At 41.3% G+C, this 16097-nt stretch carries 9 protein-coding genes and 1 pseudogene; 1 reads left to right on the top strand and 9 read right to left on the bottom strand.

Annotation, left to right across the window (positions count from 1 at the left end; genetic code table 11):
* Window positions 1–55: 55 nt before the first annotated feature.
* The 8 genes and pseudogenes from KTR07_RS15000 to KTR07_RS14965 all read right to left on the bottom strand — a co-directional run bounded on the left by KTR07_RS15000 (window position 56) and on the right by KTR07_RS14965 (window position 14305).
* Complete coding sequence (locus KTR07_RS15000) at window positions 56–331, bottom strand: helix-turn-helix domain-containing protein (RefSeq protein WP_087306331.1); 276 nt, start codon at window positions 329–331, stop codon at window positions 56–58.
* Between the two features lie 120 nt (window positions 332–451).
* A complete protein-coding gene (locus KTR07_RS14995; RefSeq protein ID WP_008775183.1) occupies window positions 452–649 on the bottom strand; it encodes a reverse transcriptase domain-containing protein in 198 nt (65 codons plus the stop codon).
* Window positions 627–977, bottom strand: a complete 351-nt coding sequence (locus tag KTR07_RS14990; protein ID WP_004308130.1) for a reverse transcriptase N-terminal domain-containing protein — start codon at window positions 975–977, stop codon at window positions 627–629. Before KTR07_RS14990 ends, KTR07_RS14995 begins: the two co-directional genes overlap by 23 nt.
* Window positions 978–1948: 971 nt before the next feature.
* Window positions 1949–2711, bottom strand: a pseudogene (locus tag KTR07_RS14985) (glycerophosphodiester phosphodiesterase family protein).
* A gap of 43 nt (window positions 2712–2754) precedes the next feature.
* Window positions 2755–4647, bottom strand: coding sequence for a RagB/SusD family nutrient uptake outer membrane protein (locus tag KTR07_RS14980; protein WP_004312654.1), 1893 nt, complete (start codon window positions 4645–4647; stop codon window positions 2755–2757).
* 18 nt (window positions 4648–4665) lie between these two features.
* Window positions 4666–7824 carry a TonB-dependent receptor gene (locus KTR07_RS14975; RefSeq protein WP_087306328.1) on the bottom strand — a complete coding sequence of 1053 codons (3159 nt, stop codon included), beginning with the start codon at window positions 7822–7824 and terminating at the stop codon, window positions 4666–4668.
* Between the two features lie 391 nt (window positions 7825–8215).
* The gene (locus KTR07_RS14970) at window positions 8216–12184 is read right to left on the bottom strand and encodes a two-component regulator propeller domain-containing protein (RefSeq protein WP_032849363.1); all 3969 of its coding nucleotides are present in this window, start codon (window positions 12182–12184) and stop codon (window positions 8216–8218) included.
* Between the two features lie 72 nt (window positions 12185–12256).
* Window positions 12257–14305: a hypothetical protein gene (locus tag KTR07_RS14965; protein ID WP_217315453.1), complete on the bottom strand. Its 2049-nt coding sequence runs from the start codon at window positions 14303–14305 to the stop codon at window positions 12257–12259.
* A gap of 231 nt (window positions 14306–14536) precedes the next feature.
* Here KTR07_RS14965 and KTR07_RS14960 point away from each other — a divergent pair, with 231 nt between their 5' ends.
* A complete protein-coding gene (locus KTR07_RS14960) occupies window positions 14537–14779 on the top strand; it encodes a transposase (RefSeq protein ID WP_004318648.1) in 243 nt (80 codons plus the stop codon).
* Window positions 14780–14935: 156 nt separating this feature from the next.
* On the opposite strand, the gene KTR07_RS14955 is transcribed toward KTR07_RS14960, so the two are convergent.
* Window positions 14936–16063: an AraC family transcriptional regulator gene (locus KTR07_RS14955; protein ID WP_004312658.1), complete on the bottom strand. Its 1128-nt coding sequence runs from the start codon at window positions 16061–16063 to the stop codon at window positions 14936–14938.
* Window positions 16064–16097: the final 34 nt, after the last annotated feature.

Raw genomic sequence — 16097 nt, 5'->3', positions numbered from 1 at the left:
CAAAGGGGTCAATCATATTTTAGCCAAAAGGGATAATTCTGCGTGGCCAAAAGGGTCAAAGTTGAGTGGCTTTTCCACGCTCCCCCTCTTCTTGTCTCACGCACAGATTAAGGATAATGGTTTCAATTTCAGGTGTTATCTTCATATTGGCAAGTCTTGATGGACGTTTAGACTTATCGGACAATTCCGACTTGCCTTGTTCTTTCTCGCAATTTATCCAACGGTATAACGTGGAACGGGTAATCCCGCACCGAAGGGCAGTTTTTGTCACAGAACCCGTTTCGACGTATAGCTCAAGCCATTTTTGGCGCATCCGTATATCTTCTTTCATGCTACGAAGATACGGATTAAGATTTGCCAACGAAAAGAAAAAGTGTAGCGTATCTATTGATACTTTGCAATTAAATACTACTCCGCTTTTCAGCCATCTCCTTAATACCAGCCTGTCAATCTACACATTGTTGAGAAGCCATTCATGATTAATATGATCAAAACAACCCTTAATGTCACCTTCCAGTATCCATTGTGGTAAACAGTCTCTACTCAACCATCTATGAAGTGCGTCTATTGCATCTGCAGTACTTCTAAACTTTCTGAACCCATATGAGTTCGCATCCGCTTCACTTTCAGTTATAAGTTCTAAAGCCATAAGATATATCCTGCACGGCTCTGTCCTTCATGGTTGGTATTCCCAAAGATCTTGTCTTGCCATTTGCTTTGGCTATGTTGACCTTCCTCAGCGGGAAGGCCTTATATCCTCTCCTTTTCAATAAACATATAGCTTCTATTTTCTTGGCATCAGTGTCCCACTTCATATGGTCAACCCCTGCCGTACGTTTACCTTTATTGGAAGTTACTTTCCTTATCGCCAATGCCTTGGCTTCGTAGGAAGTGGCAAGTAGGTACCGTAAGGCCTTTACCTTGTTGTACCTCTTTTCTTTGTGGGCCTTTGCTATTCGGACCTGCAGTTTTCTCACCTTACGCTCATATTTGGAAGAATCGATATCTTTTCATGTCGTGTTTCGTACGGTTAAAGATGCACACTCGGCTTTTGCCTTGCTCATTTGCAGTTTCTTCATTTTATTAAAGTTCTACAATCGTTTCACAAAGAATTACCCTGCGGAAGTCTGCCTGATTTCGCATGGGGTGATGTTTAAACCTCTATCCTCCGCATTACACAGAATCATTCACTTTCTCCGCAATCCTTTACCCGCACCACATTCGGCTTTTCTTGCAATTGGCTTACCTGCCTGACATAGACAGGAGAAATACGGGTTTACCAAGTTCCGTACAAGTAACTGACGCCCGACTTAGAGCCCGCCCCTCCACCGCCAGTATGATGTCCGTGTAGCCTTACATTCCCAAAAGACTATCCTGACTACCCACCTTTTGGCTATAGCTTATAAATATCCGTAAGCTATTTCTTTATTACGATGGTGTAGCGATTCACATATGTTACTCATATCAGTCAGCCTAACAGCCTATACATTGGATATTTCTGTAAAGGACTGCATTGTCAAGAGGGCTTCGCACTAAACCATGACTGGTAAAGCACGCCTCTTTAGACTACTATTGACAGAACAATAGGTTCAGGCACAGTGCTGAACAATTACTTGTACGACTTCTTGTCGCACGGAATACCTAAAGATACAAAAAGGCCAACTAATTCGCAATAATTTGGCTATGAATTAGTTGGCTAATTTTATATTATTTAATAAATACCCCTATTCAGTTCGATTAATGGAGCTGAACTATAAATTTGGACGTTTGCCTTCTTATACAAGATTGACATTCATTGTTTCCGCTATTGTTTTGTTTTCAATCAGCATTCAACTGTATCAACATGAACAGTCGTTTGAAAACTTGAAACTCATTTTCCAAAAACATAAATAATCAACAGATTATTAAAGGTAATCAGTTGGACTATACATTATCTCAGAAAATATATCTATTTGACCTTCATTATATCTTTCAACAGTCCCAACGGCTCATCTGTAGTGATAAAGTCGACTTTATCCCAAAAGTATTGCATGTCCTCTTTTTTATTAACCGTCCATACATTCACTTTTAGCCCCAAGGCATGGCAACTTTCAATCCAATCGGTATAACGGTAAAATTCAGAGAAGTGATAATCCGGTCCGGCACTACCCAATTCTTTCAGTTGTTGTGGAGATAAGTCCCCTTTCAGATAATATACAGGAGTGCTTGTGGGAGCCTGACGGATCAGTTCCTTTAATGCGTGAGACGAAAAGGTGATATATATCATCCGGGGTTCGAGTCCCATCTTCTTTATCATCGAAACGATCTCTTCAACAGCTTTTATCTCCCGTTCGGGTTTACTATGAGCTTTCAACTCCAGCACCAGCTTCAAAGATGTTTTCCGCTTAGCTGTTTCCAGAAGCTCTTTTAAGGAGGGTACGCATTCTCCATTCGCTAACCATAACCCGGTTAATTCCTTCAGAGTGGACTCTTCAACCTTATGCCCTTGAATAATCCCATCATGGCTAACCACCAAACCATTATCTTTTGTCAGCCAGACATCAAACTCCGAACCATAACATCCTATAGAATCCGCTTTCAACAAAGATGTAATGCTATTCTGTGCTGATCCTTGGGTTTTCCAGAAACCACGATGGGCAAATCACCCGTGTTTGTGCCGAAGTATTGGCAATCATAAACATAATTACCAATAAACACATTACCTTTTTCATTTTGTCCTTTCCTCTAATTGTTAGTTATATAAGAGCTGATTCTCTAGTATCCCGGATTCTGCACTAGATTGGGATTTACTTCTATCTGATCTTGTGGAATAGCAAGCCAATAGTTCTTGGGAGCGGTAAAATTACGAACGCCGGTTTCTTTCATGTCCGTAAGTTTATAAAAACTATCAGCGGTTTTTCCGGATAATGTCCAGGATTTCTGATAACGCATCATTTCAGTATGGGCAATTTTCCAACGGCGCATATCATGGAAACGTCTGCCTTCCATAGCCAATTCAATGGAGCGTTCATCATGTAATATTTCGCGCAACTTCTCTCCTGAAGGAATACCACCGGCTTTTGCCCATGAATCTGCAAAGGTAGGTAATCCGCAACGTTCACGTACTTTATTCAAATAGGACAGACTGGCAGTACTCAGTGTGCCGCTATATTCGAAATCCGCTTCTGCATAACTCAGATAGAGTTCGGCCAGACGCATATAAGGAAAGCACCAACGGTTGTAGGTTATTTGATCGGTAGTCCTATTATAGGTATCATATTTAGACACCCATTTCTGACAATAATAACCGTTGTCCGTTTGATACTCATCCTTGGCATTGCCATTATTCTGCTGCATTTCACCACGTCTGCATTTGAGCACTATTGTCTTTCCCTGCACGTCATAATTTCCACGATCAAAGCCAATAGAGGCATAAAAGCGCGGATCACGATTCCTGTGAAAACGTACCGTACTATCACCTGGTGCAATGGAATACGGATCAAGCTTCTTAGTCTCGGGGTCATCTGCCCAAGGTAGACCGTTCTTGGTATAATACCTACTCACACAATCCCACGTCGGGAATAAGGACCCTCTAAAACCTTTGGTCGAATAACTTGTAAATTCAACACGAGGAGCCATATTCTTGATACAGTAGGAAATAGTTCCCTGTTCAGCAAAGCCAAACAGGACTTCATTCCAGTTAAATCCGCTACCACTGATCCCATCACCGACAAAGGCTTCATGATAGTTTTTCTTCCCTTGCTCCAAGTCATTGGTCGAATTTCCATAAAGTTTGTAACCGTTCTCTTCGCAAAGGTCTATGGCCTCTTTGGCAGCATCCATCGCTCTCTTCCACTTTTCCCGGTCATAAGTCTGGTTAATCAGAAAAGTGCCGTCGGGGTTTTTAAAGTCGGAATAAAACTCACTATTCCCATTGACTAACGGCGAGGCGGCATAAAGCAACAGCCGAGCCTTGAAAGCCAAGGCAGCAGAAGAGGTAGCCCTGTTTCTCTTACTTGAATCCCATACGCCAGGAAGTAATCTAGCTGCTTCCGAATATTTATTGGCAATGAAATCGACACATGTATCATAAGGAGAACGGGAGGTCATCATCTCGGCCGGAGAACTTTCCATTGGTATTTCCTTGTCAATAATAACTATCGGTCCATAGTACTCCAGCATGATCTGATGATAATACCCGATCAAAAACAGCACTTCACCTTTCCACCAGCTCAGGTTTTCGGGGGTAATGTCCGATACCCTATCCAGATTATTAAGCACATTATAGCAATTGCGGATACTTTCCCATACTGCTTTCTTCACAGCACCCTGCGGATAAGATTTTGCTGTATTGCTCCATAATGAGTAATAAGTCGTTGTTGGGGATTCTTCCCCATAAACCAGACTGCGGAAATGAAACCAGCGCGTTGTTCCTCCTTTGCTCGTTATGATTTCGTTTCCTCCGGTAAAATCAGGAAATTGTTGGGGATGGAAATAGTTAGGGATATTCGCGTAGCAAGACAGTACCATTCCTTCAGCCTGATATTGTGTCCGGTAGATATCATCCACGGTAGCAGTACCTTGCGGAACCACATCAAGAAAATCACATGATGCCATCATTAAACAGCCGATTGCCGACAGGCATAACTTTGTATATATATTTTTCATAACTTATTCTGTTCTTAATTAATAATGAAACTGAATTCCGATCTTGGCCGTGCGCTGTAGCGGATATTTCAAACCATTCCCACTTCCCATTTCAGGATCCCAGGTACTGAACGGAGAGAATGTCAGCAAATTAGTACCTGCTGCATACACACGCAGCCACGGGAAGAAGGAATAGCCCAGTTCGGCATTCTTCAGGCGCAGGAAAGCTGCGTTACGTAGGTAATAAGTGCTGGTTTGCGCATTGTTCGTGATAAATTCGGGTGATAATCGGGGATAGGCGGCACCGGCTACATTATTGCTTTCCGACCAGTGGTCATCAACGATATACTGTGCAATGTTATATCCTTTATGGCCCGCTTCGCTGAACGGATGAATATCGCTCATCATTAAACTGACTTTGGCCACTCCCTGGAAAAACAGAGACAAATCCCACTTTTTATACTTCAACGTTCCTCCAAAACCATAGATAATCTCCGGAATTTCAGGATTGCCGATAATCGTCCTGTCATAACCATTCACCACGTTATCACCATTCAGATCTTTATATTTAATATCTCCCACCGTATAATTTCCGAACGACTGTTTGGGAGATCTGTCTATTTCCTCCTGAGAAGTAAACAATCCGTCAGACACATATCCCATAATACTGTTTATCGGGTGTCCGATTCTTGAAGAATAGGGTTCTACATTCACCGGTTCGTCTATCTCCGTAATCTCATTATGCGCATAGGTCAGACTACCGTTCAGGCGGAGCACCCAATCTTTGCCAATTACTTTGCTGTATGCTACACTCATATCCACACCCTTATTCTTTACCGAGCCAATGTTGGCATAAGGCAGCATACCTGTCACTCCCATTGTTGAAGGGACGGACGAACGTTGCATAAAAATTCCACTACGGTCTTCCTTGAAATAATCAATGGTTATATCCATAGATTCAAGAAGGGTCATATCGACACCTAAATTCAGCTTTTTCGATTTCTCCCATGTAGCGTTCGCATTACCATAAATATTTACAAGCGGCCCATTCACGCGGGTACCGCTACCAGTCCACCAATCCAAATTATTATTCATACTGACTTCTGTTACATAGGGAAAGCGAGTGGCAAGCGCATCATTTCCGGTCAATCCATAAGTAGCTCGGATTTTCAGAGTGGAAACTGTTTTTTTTAACGGTTGGAAAAACTTTTCATTAGAAATAGTCCATCCTAGGGCAATCGCAGGGAAGAATCCGAAACGATGCCCGCTTCTGAAATTCTCCGAGCCATTATAACCAAAGGTAGCCTCAAGCAGGTAACGCTGACCAAAACTGTAGGTCAGACGTCCGGCCATCCCTTGCTCACGGTAAGGAAGAAGATCTTTTTCAGCTCCGCCGTCCTTCACTTTCTTGGTTTCTTTCATGTGGTAAACAAGGGTAGCTCCCACATCATGTCCACCAAACTGGCGTGAGTAGTCCAGCGCTCCCTGTAAAGACCAGACACTCTCTGTCGGATCACGCCCGGAATTGCTCTTCAGATAAGGTTCTCCCGGCTCACCGATAGTCGAAGTCTTATAAAGGTAGTTTCCCTGATCATCCATCGTATAGTCATCAGATACTTTATAGTAGAAAGGTACAATCCAATGATCCAGCCAGTTAAAACTGTAATTATAGAAAGATGCCAGTCCGGTGAGTTTTAACCCTGGTGTGACAAACTTCAAGTCCTGTTCGAGATTGAAAGCGGTCGTCATATAGACATAATTTCGTTCCGTATAACCTTCACTCAATTTGGCGTAAGGATTCGGCTCTGATTTTCCCACATCCCACGGATCATTGCTACCGTAGCGGATGTATGTATCCCCTGGTTCAGCAGGAAGTGTAGCAGGAAAACGTACGGGATTCCCATGCATGGAATAGGCGAACAAATTCCGGGTACTTGTTTTGGGGGCATGGTGGTAGAACAACTGCGTATTCATATTTAGCCCCACTTTCGTCGTAGAGGTAACACGGGCTGTCACATTACTCTGAAACAGGTATTTCTTGTTGCGCATACCCACATCAAGCTTATCTTCCTTGGGTTGCCGGATGATACCATTTTCATAGAAGATTCCAGCATTCAGGAAGTAATCCACATTTTTGCTTCCGCCCTTGATGGAGATATTCAAATTCTGATTAACGGCGAAGTCTTTGAACAACATACTGTACCAGTCATTGTTTGGGAACAGGTAGGGATTTGCATTGGCACGTGTTTTATCTATCTTATCCCGGCTATAGAAAGGCTCATACTCTTGGTTATTGGAAATAGCCTGATTATAAACGGCTTCATTATACATATCCATGTAAGTCGGGCCATCTGCCATTTTCTGCACATAGGTAGGCATGGAGAAAGTATTATCAAAGCGGATATCTACAGACATTTTCTCGGAAAGCTGTCCTTGCTTGGTAGTAACGATGATAACTCCGTTAGCCCCCCGTGAGCCGTATAGGGACGTTGCCGTAGCATCTTTCAGCACAGAAAACGACGCGATAGATTCTGGAGGAATATTGTTCATCATCGTAGCGTTGATTTCCACACCGTCAAGTATGATCAGCGGTGAGGTATTCGAACCAAAAGTTGATATACCACGTATATAGAATTTCGCCTCATCAGAGCCTGGTTCACCCTGTGTTTGTACGGCGATGATACCTGGAACGTTCCCGGCAAATGAAGTACTAAGATTACTGGATGTCATCTTCAGGTCTTCCGGCTTCACTGCCTGCACAGCTCCCACGAGGGATTCTTTCTTTTGTTTGCCAAAACCGACCACGACCACTTCATCCAGCATCATACTCCTGTCCGGAGTCAAATTAACGGAAATGAACTTCTTATCTTTTACCACTACCGTTTTCTTCTGGTACCCAACATATGAAATGGTCAATGATGCGTTCTTTGCCAACTGTATAGTGAATATACCGTCCACATCTGTTATAACCCCGTTCTGCGTTCCACTTTCCAATACGGTAGCTCCAATAACAGGCTCTCCGTTTTCGTCTCCCACATATCCTTTCGTTTCTGCTTTTACTTCTTTTTGCTGGCTCTCGTCGATCTTTCTATTATCTGCCGCCGTTACAACGGAAACGGGAAATAATGTGAAGGCTAACCATAACAGGATGCAACAGCTTTCGCTGGTAAGGCATCCTTGTTTTACTTTACAGTTCATATATCAATAGATTTTTTGATTAGTAGTGTAGATTTTTCTCTGAAATACAGGGAGGTGTGTCGTAATGCACGATGTACCCTCTTTTTTATTCATTACTATACAACTCTGTTCATTTTCTTTTCTATTATTCATTGTGTGTGCAATTTATTTTATAATTATTTCTTTGACTTTATATAAATTACAGTACAAATTCTCAAACTAAGAATCGTTTATATATACGATAGGAAAACAACTCTCTCTTCCGCCCGAAGGCTGGCTGGCAAAAAAAAGTAAATACCTTGTCATACATCAAATTTAGTTGTTAATATATTTGCAAAATTACCCGGAACAACTCGGATAAAATATCAGAAAATGACCTGATATTATAAAATTTAAAGCAAAATACATATTACTAGTGCGATATGAAATCTTTAGGCAGTACTCCGAACTGTTTTTTAAAACAGCTTGAAAAATAGGAGGGGGTACTGAACCCTACCATGTAAGAGACTTCCACCACTCCATAGGTTCCTTCTTTCAGTATGGAAGCTGCCTGCTTCAAACGGAAAAGGCGGAGATATTCGTTCGGACTCATATTTAGGATTCCTTTCAATTTCCGGTAAAAGTTGGAACGTCCCATATTCATTGCATCCGCTATATCATCAATTTGCAGGTCCGTATTATCAAGATGGCGTAATACATACTCATTTAACTTGCTAATAAACATCTCATCGGCCTTTGTCTGCGCCATTGCATCTGCTTTGATAAAAGGAAATTCAATAAAGTGACGGCGTAATCTTTCCCGATTACTCAACAGATTTGCTACATTGGCACGAAGATACTCCATAGAAAACGGCTTTTCAATATACGCATCCGCCCCTTCTTCAAGTCCTTCGATTCTTGATTCCAGATTAGTTTTAGCTGTCAATAATATTACAGGAATATGACTATAGTCCAGATTTTGTTTCAGATGCTTGCATAATTCAACCCCGTCCATCAGAGGCATCATAATGTCACTTATTATCAGATCCACAGATTTCTGTTCAAGAACGTCCAACGCCTCGACCCCATTTTCCGCAATCAGTACATGATACAATGAAGACAATTGCCTGAACACAAAAGCAAGCATATCCTTATTATCTTCTACAACCAATATGGAAGCAACCTCTCTTTTATCTTTATCAGAAACTTCACGATCTTCATCATCATACCCAGGTTTCTTATGTTGTTCTTCCGAATCATCCGGAAGTGTCTGGTGTAATATTGGAATGGAAAGAATGAAACGGTTACAATCTAGCTCCCGGTCCATCACCAGCATACCTTGATGCAACTCTGCCAAGTAACGAGCCATAGCTAATCCGATGCCTGTGCCCGAGACAATATCTTTCCCGTCCCGGTATTGGACAAAAGCTTTAAAAATATTTTCACGCATTTCGATAGGGACTATATTCCCATCATTACTCATAGAGATAGTGAACACCTCATTCTTCTCATCAACAGACAAATGGAGATAAACGTATGTCCGGGCATATTTCAATGCATTAGCAAACAGATTACTGAGAATTTTGGTCAAAGCCTCTTTGTCAACAGAAGCCAACAATTCTTCCTCTGGAACTTCTACTTCAAGTTTAATTCCCCTTTGCTTTGCCAAAGTGGTGAAATACTTATAAACAGAGTGGACGATAGTACCGATATTATATTCTTTCGGATTCAATTTAAAACCTTTATTTTCCGCTTTACGGAAATCAAGTAATTGGTTTATCAGGTTCAGTAACCTCTCCACGTTCTGATCCATAATTTCCAATTCCATCCTTACATTTTCGGAGAGTTCCCTATCAGCAAGTACATTCTCCAATGGGCACTTTATCAGTGTTAAAGGAGTACGGATTTCGTGTGCCACATTTGTAAAGAAATCTATCTTAGTGGTGTAGAGTTCCTGCTCCTTTTCCTGTTCGAACTTCTCCATCTCTTTACGCTGCTTTTCAATAGTACGCTTCCTTAAATAAAAGAAGAGGGCGAAAAATGTACCGAGTATCAATAGGATATAAATCAGGTATGCCCATACGGATAAATAAAACGGGGGCAATATCCTGATCCCCAATGTGCGTACATCTGGATTCCATACACCATCACTATTCGCACCTTTCACGCGTAACATGTATGTCCCATAAGGTAAATTGGAATACGTAATAGGGCCCTTACCCGCTGTATGCCATTCGGAATCATACCCTTCCAGTCTATATAGCAGTGTATTCATGCTCGGTGACTGATAACTTATCGCAGCTATCCTGAAGGAGAACGAATTCTGATTTGACTGAAGTTCGATATGGTTTGACAAAGTGATACTTTGTTTCAATGGAGAGCCTTTTTCTCCGACTACCACCTTTTTATTAAAGAGCATAAAATCGGTAATCAAAACAGAGGGTAAAAAATCATTATCAATAAAGGAGGAGGGGGCAAAGGAGATGAAACCGTTAATACAGCCAAAATAAATCCGTCCATTCTTATCCTTATAGCTGGACTGGTAATTAAACTGGTTACTCAGCAACCCATTAGCAACTGTATACACTTTAAAACTGGAATTCTTCGGGTTAAAATGCACCAGCCCTTTATTGGTTGAAACCCAGAACAATCCCTTTTCATCTTCTTCAATCCGATAAATGACGTTGCTTGGCAGACCGATACCGTCATAACGGACAAAGGTGTTGGCGGAAGGCACAAAGCGGCAGAAGCCACCTCCTTGTGTGGTAAACCATAGCTGATTTTGACTGTCTTCAAAAATACTCAGCACCTTATTGGATGGAAGGGTGGACGAGTCTGCTTCCTCATGTACGAAATGTTCCCAACCACCTGTACGGACATTCTTTTTATAGACGCCATCGGCATAAGTTGCCAGCCATAAATTCCCCTGCTTATCCTCCTTTATATAATAAACAAACGTCCACCCAAGTTCGGGGACGCGTTTAAAACGTTCCGTATCTGGGTTGTACCGAAACAATCCTATTGTTGTTCCAAGATACAGATCGCCCGCAGTTATCCGGCAGATAGAAAAGATATCACTTGCAATATTATCATAGTGCTTTACAGCGTATGTCCTCAAATCAATACGCTTCAATCCTTTTGCAAAATTCCCAACCCACAGATAATCTCCGTCCAAATACAATCCGTGAACATTATGATAAATATCCGGATGAATGAACGGTTCGATTTTTCCAGTACTAGGATAATAATGGAAAAGCCCCTTATCTTCTGTACCTATCCAGAGTGTGCCGTCATGGGCGGCACAAAACTCCCGCACCCTTTTTCCCATTTTGTTTGATTCTTTCTGGGGATAGACTTTATCAAAGTAGGTATATTGCCGGGGGTAATAATTCACACCCCCAAAATAAGTCCCTATCCACATTCCGCCTTCACGGTCTTTGAGAATCGAATAGATGGCATTGTCAGAGATTGAATAGGGATCACCGTTGACGTTCTGCAAGTGGATGATTTTTGCCGTGTGCAGATTATAGATATAAAGTCCCGATTCGGTTCCTATCCATAATTCGTCATCTGAATAAAATGCAAGTTCCCTGATATAAATATCACCTCCCAATTCATCCTTGGAAAGAAGGGTACGGATAGTCTTATTAGTTAGGTTCACTTCTTTCAGTCCGAATACAGTTCCCACATACATGCAATTATAGGGTCCGGGGAGCAATTTATAGATGTATTCATCTCTGAAAGACACTTTTGAATCTTCTGGAAAAATCGGAGTTAAAGTTTTAAGCTTGTCTTTTGAATAATACAGATTTCCATCACGTATGTCCAACCAGCAGACATCGTCCGAATCAAAATAGAGTTGGCCGGAAGTTTTAAGGTTCAGAGTACCGGACCCGTCCGACTGATAATTAACCAACTGGCTATCCTGGGGATTGTAATAGAAGATTCCCCGCGTCTGAGTTACAACCCAGATACCTCCTTTCTGGTCCCCAGTTATCAGATTGACCGTACAGTCTATATCTATGTTTGGATTACTTATCAGAGTAAAATGCCTGACCTTTTCCATTTGTGGGCAATAGACATATAGGCCTACGTCTGTCCCAATCCATATTTGCCCAAGATTGTCTTCATACAAAGAAGTGATGAAATTATTGCCCAAGGTTCCGGATTCTTTCATGAAAGTCCGAAAAGAGATACCATCATACCGGTCAAGACCATCCTTCGTCCCAAACCACATAAATCCTTGTTTATCCTGAAGGATGGCATGGACCGTATTCTGGGATAATCCATTATTGATATCAAGTGAACGGAATGCATATTGTCCTTCATTCAGAACGGCAAGGGAATAAAGAGGCATCAAAGAAAGAAGTATTAATATAACTAAAATACGTAGTCTCTGCATTGTCTTAATTGTTAGTTTCATTAATTAACATACAACAGGATATAAGAATATCCTGAAAAGTGGATATCAGAGCTATTTCAACAGTATATTCTCAGTACGTCCCGGTGTCAGCAATTCCCAAAGGGATGCTACCGTCCAACCGGGAGCAAACATGTCATTATAATATCCTTTTCCATTCCTTCCATAATCCCAGTTGGTGTGCTGGATCACTTCCGGATAATAACCAACTTTTATCACTCCACACATATGTCCTTTATAAGGAAGTAACTGGCACATGGAAGTAGAAATGACTTCAGCAAAATCAGAGAAACGAGGTTCATTATACTCTTTGGAAAGCCAACGGAGCACATCGGCAAATTCAAAAATAAATACATCAATATGATTATTCTCCACCGAGACATTTCCCCAGCCGCGAGTTTTCAGACCGATATCACCCAACATCTGCCCGGGAGCAAACGGAACGTCCCAGACGTAATACCAGGACAAGGCAAAATAAGCCGCTTTTCGTGTCAGAGAGGCATAGTGGTTATGTTCCGTACCATTTGTTATCAATGATAAATAGTAAGTTGCCGTAGCGGTATAGAGGGAAGCTTCCTTATCCTCACAGTTTGCATCCAGCGTAGAGGAGAAATAGTCAGCCTTTGATATAAGCTCTTTTTCCAGATATTCCGCAGTACGCCGGGCAGCGGACAGATAGCGTTTGTCCTTAAAATATTTATATCCCATAACCAGAGGTAATGTAGCGGATGGAGTACTTCCTCCACTTCCGTCAACAACTGTAAAGTCATCATGGAATTTACGTGGAAAACTTCCATCTGGATTTTGCAGTTGCAAGAACATATCGAGCATTTTCTTTAAGCGTTGTTCCCAATCAGGATGGTGACGTTTATACTTCTGTTCATAATTCAGATAATGAAACATGGCATAAATTCCTTCCGACTGACGACGTATGCTATGCACTGGGCGTTCTTCTTTCACATCACTATCATTTTCCAGATTTACCCATTCACGCAAATAACCGGTTTCCGTAAAGCCATTTTCTAAGTAACTATCAAATATCTTTTTACTGCTAGCTGCAAGGTCATCACGTCCATTCTCATTGCCAAACTCCCATGCATTGAAAGCGTTTAGAAGTACGCGACCGACAAAACCTATCTCTGCTACATTCATGTTGGCACAGGCTGCCACTTTCATTTCAGGGCTGGAGTAATAGGCAAGAGCTTTGTCCTCAACAAAACTTTCCACAAAATAATTGCTCAGCACTCCTTTTATCTCTTCTGGAGAAAAAGGTATTTTCACAGGTTGGGGACGGTATGTATCATAACAATATTCCCAAGTATGGCAAATAAAATCTGAGTAGTCTGTAGCCTGCCCCTCAATAAATTCCCAGGTCAGGAGTACTGTTTCTCCTTTTTTTAGATATTGGAAAGATGTAACCTCCGGAGCCAGCGTCAACTTACGAATATAGGTTTTAGGAGCTTCTCGGTAAGGAAATCCAAAAGATAGTGTTGATGTTCCGTCATGGCTCTCAAAGCCGGTGAACCCTAGGGACGTTTTGCCCGAGAGGATGATTTCGCCTGTTTGGTGGGTAGCAAGGGCATCCCATTGAAAATCGTCCTTGCGTGCCACAGTCATATAACGTCCATCTTTCTGATTGAAGATACCGGTAAGGGGTGAGCTCAGACGATCCTCACGTACCAGCCAACTCTCTGATATATGAAATGAAGGAGCACCTTTAGGAGAACGTAAATTGCGACTATACCAGAATCCTGGTAGATAAAACATACAGTCATTATGTCGGAAGCCTGTTTTCAACTGTTGTTGATAATTAAAGTACACGTCTTCCAATGCCGTAATACTTACTACCATTACACATTTAACATTGTCACGTTCTATTCTCTCTGTAATGATTAATGGTATTTTTTCTTCAGACTCTAACAGATAGATTCCCTTATCATCAACGGCTCCTTGAAAAGCAAGGGAATAGTTTCGTGATTGATTACCGGGAACCTTCAAGGAGACTTGTGCAGATATTCTTTTATATATATCATTAACAGTCCTAGCATCAATAGTAATAGTACAGATCATCAGGCAACAAAGCATACATCTTAATTTTGTCATATAAATCAGATAATTTAGTTTATTAATATTCTTTTAATTTGCGTTCCAAAATTAGGATATTACGTATACAAAGAATGTGATTTTTTGAGCAATTATTATAAGATTTCAGTAGAATTCATAAGAAACAGCCCATTAAGTATTTATTTTTTTAATCCTCTATTAAGATCCCATTACAATATACACTTATATTTTTATTGGGATATTTAATACTACAAATGTAAATGTGTCAGAATGCGGGCACAACCTCAGGTCCCTAGCCTTTGTATTGACGAGACTTCTTTAAGCTGCGGAGAATTATATACTGTTGTCACTAATCGTGCGGGACGTGGTGGCAGAGGTACACTTGTGACCATGATACGTGGCACGAAGTCTGAAGACGTCATAAAGGTGCTTGAAATGATTCATGTCTCCAAGCGCAAGACAGCCAAAGAGGTCACTTTAGATCTTTTGCCGACCATGATGCGGATCGTCTGAACGGCTTTTCCCAATGCCACTATGACAAGTTATCGGTTTCATGTACCTTAATTCCGCAATACTATTGTAAATTAAATCTTTTAAGTAGAGGTTGTGTCAAAACGCTGACACACCTCTTTTAAATGCTATTTAATGCGAAATTACAAAAATACGCATTTAGATGGAGGCAAACTGTTTGCGCCATTGGCTAGGTGACATGCCCGTTTTTTGTTTGAATATACGATAAATCCATGTGTGGGATGAGAAACCGCACTCTGTGGAAATAGCGTCAATGCTATATTCGGGGTTGGCTTTCATCATGCGAACAGCCTCATTAAAACGAATGTCGCTAAGCCAGGTTCTAAAATTGGTGTATTCTGACTGATTGAAGTATTCTGTCAGTTCGTTTTTCTTGTATCCCAACTTGGTAGCTAGCGAATAGATGTTAACTTCATAGTCCTTATAAAATCCCTCTTCACACCATTTCTTGAGGGCTAATTCTATTTCCATCTTTCTATTAGCTGTCAAGATATTTGTGCCATGAGTGTTCTTGCCGTCTTTCATGTCTTCTGCTTCCGTGACTTTTGCTTCTGCGTCATTTTCCTCAGGAATGACTTCTTTGGGTGTGATGTAATAGCCCATAGCAATGAAAGTGTGGACGAAAAAGATGACAGAGAGTAATATCAAGGGACCTATTATATATAATAAGGTATTGAAGAGGATTGCTACAGGAAGGAGTCCAGCAGCAAAGTATAGCAAAATGATGCTGGCTTGCGAATAGCGCACGTATGGAATCAAGTCGATTCCGAAATTCTCCATGAGCTTCTGCTTTCGGGCTTTTGTTTCTTTGCGAATGATAAGAATAAAATATGCCATGCTAGCCACAAAAAGACCGAGCATCACATAGAGCATATTGCCAATGTGTAAACTTTGACTTTTGAACATGCCAATGACGAAAACTATGGCGATGAGTATGTATGCCATCATACCACGTAAACAATACCGTCGCACTTTGTTGCCTGTGCTCTCTATGTTGATTATGGAGAGAGTGATGGCAAATGCCACTGGAGTATAGAACAATATGTTGAATGCTGCGCCCACATCGGTACCTTGTGCACGGAGTCCATGAATCATCTGTAAGAGGTAGTGGACGGAGAAGAATAGCATGGATGCAACGAGAATCCATCTTGATATTTCGTAGCGCCACACCTTCCATCTCACCTGCAAACTTGCCATGGCTAATTGCAATGCTAGCATGGCTGTAATGACGCAACATACAAGTTGTAATATGAATAACGATTTCATAGTATTGTTATTACCTTAATTCCGCAACACTATA

The organism is Bacteroides sp. MSK.20.82 (assembly GCF_019052485.1).
GTDB lineage: Bacteria > Bacteroidota > Bacteroidia > Bacteroidales > Bacteroidaceae > Bacteroides > Bacteroides thetaiotaomicron.
The sequence above is the reverse complement of the archived record's forward strand: the minus strand, read 5'-3'. Positions and strand labels throughout refer to the sequence as shown.

Coding starts and splice junctions, on each gene's coding strand:
- KTR07_RS14955 (WP_004312658.1), bottom strand. CDS start 16,063: ATGAAATCGTTATTCATATTACAACTTGTATGTTGCGTCATTACAGCC.
- KTR07_RS14975 (WP_087306328.1), bottom strand. CDS start 7,824: ATGAACTGTAAAGTAAAACAAGGATGCCTTACCAGCGAAAGCTGTTGC.
- KTR07_RS14970 (WP_032849363.1), bottom strand. CDS start 12,184: ATGCAGAGACTACGTATTTTAGTTATATTAATACTTCTTTCTTTGATG.
- KTR07_RS14965 (WP_217315453.1), bottom strand. CDS start 14,305: ATGACAAAATTAAGATGTATGCTTTGTTGCCTGATGATCTGTACTATT.
- KTR07_RS14995 (WP_008775183.1), bottom strand. CDS start 649: ATGGCTTTAGAACTTATAACTGAAAGTGAAGCGGATGCGAACTCATAT.
- KTR07_RS15000 (WP_087306331.1), bottom strand. CDS start 331: ATGAAAGAAGATATACGGATGCGCCAAAAATGGCTTGAGCTATACGTC.
- KTR07_RS14960 (WP_004318648.1), top strand. CDS start 14,537: ATGCGGGCACAACCTCAGGTCCCTAGCCTTTGTATTGACGAGACTTCT.
- KTR07_RS14980 (WP_004312654.1), bottom strand. CDS start 4,647: ATGAAAAATATATATACAAAGTTATGCCTGTCGGCAATCGGCTGTTTA.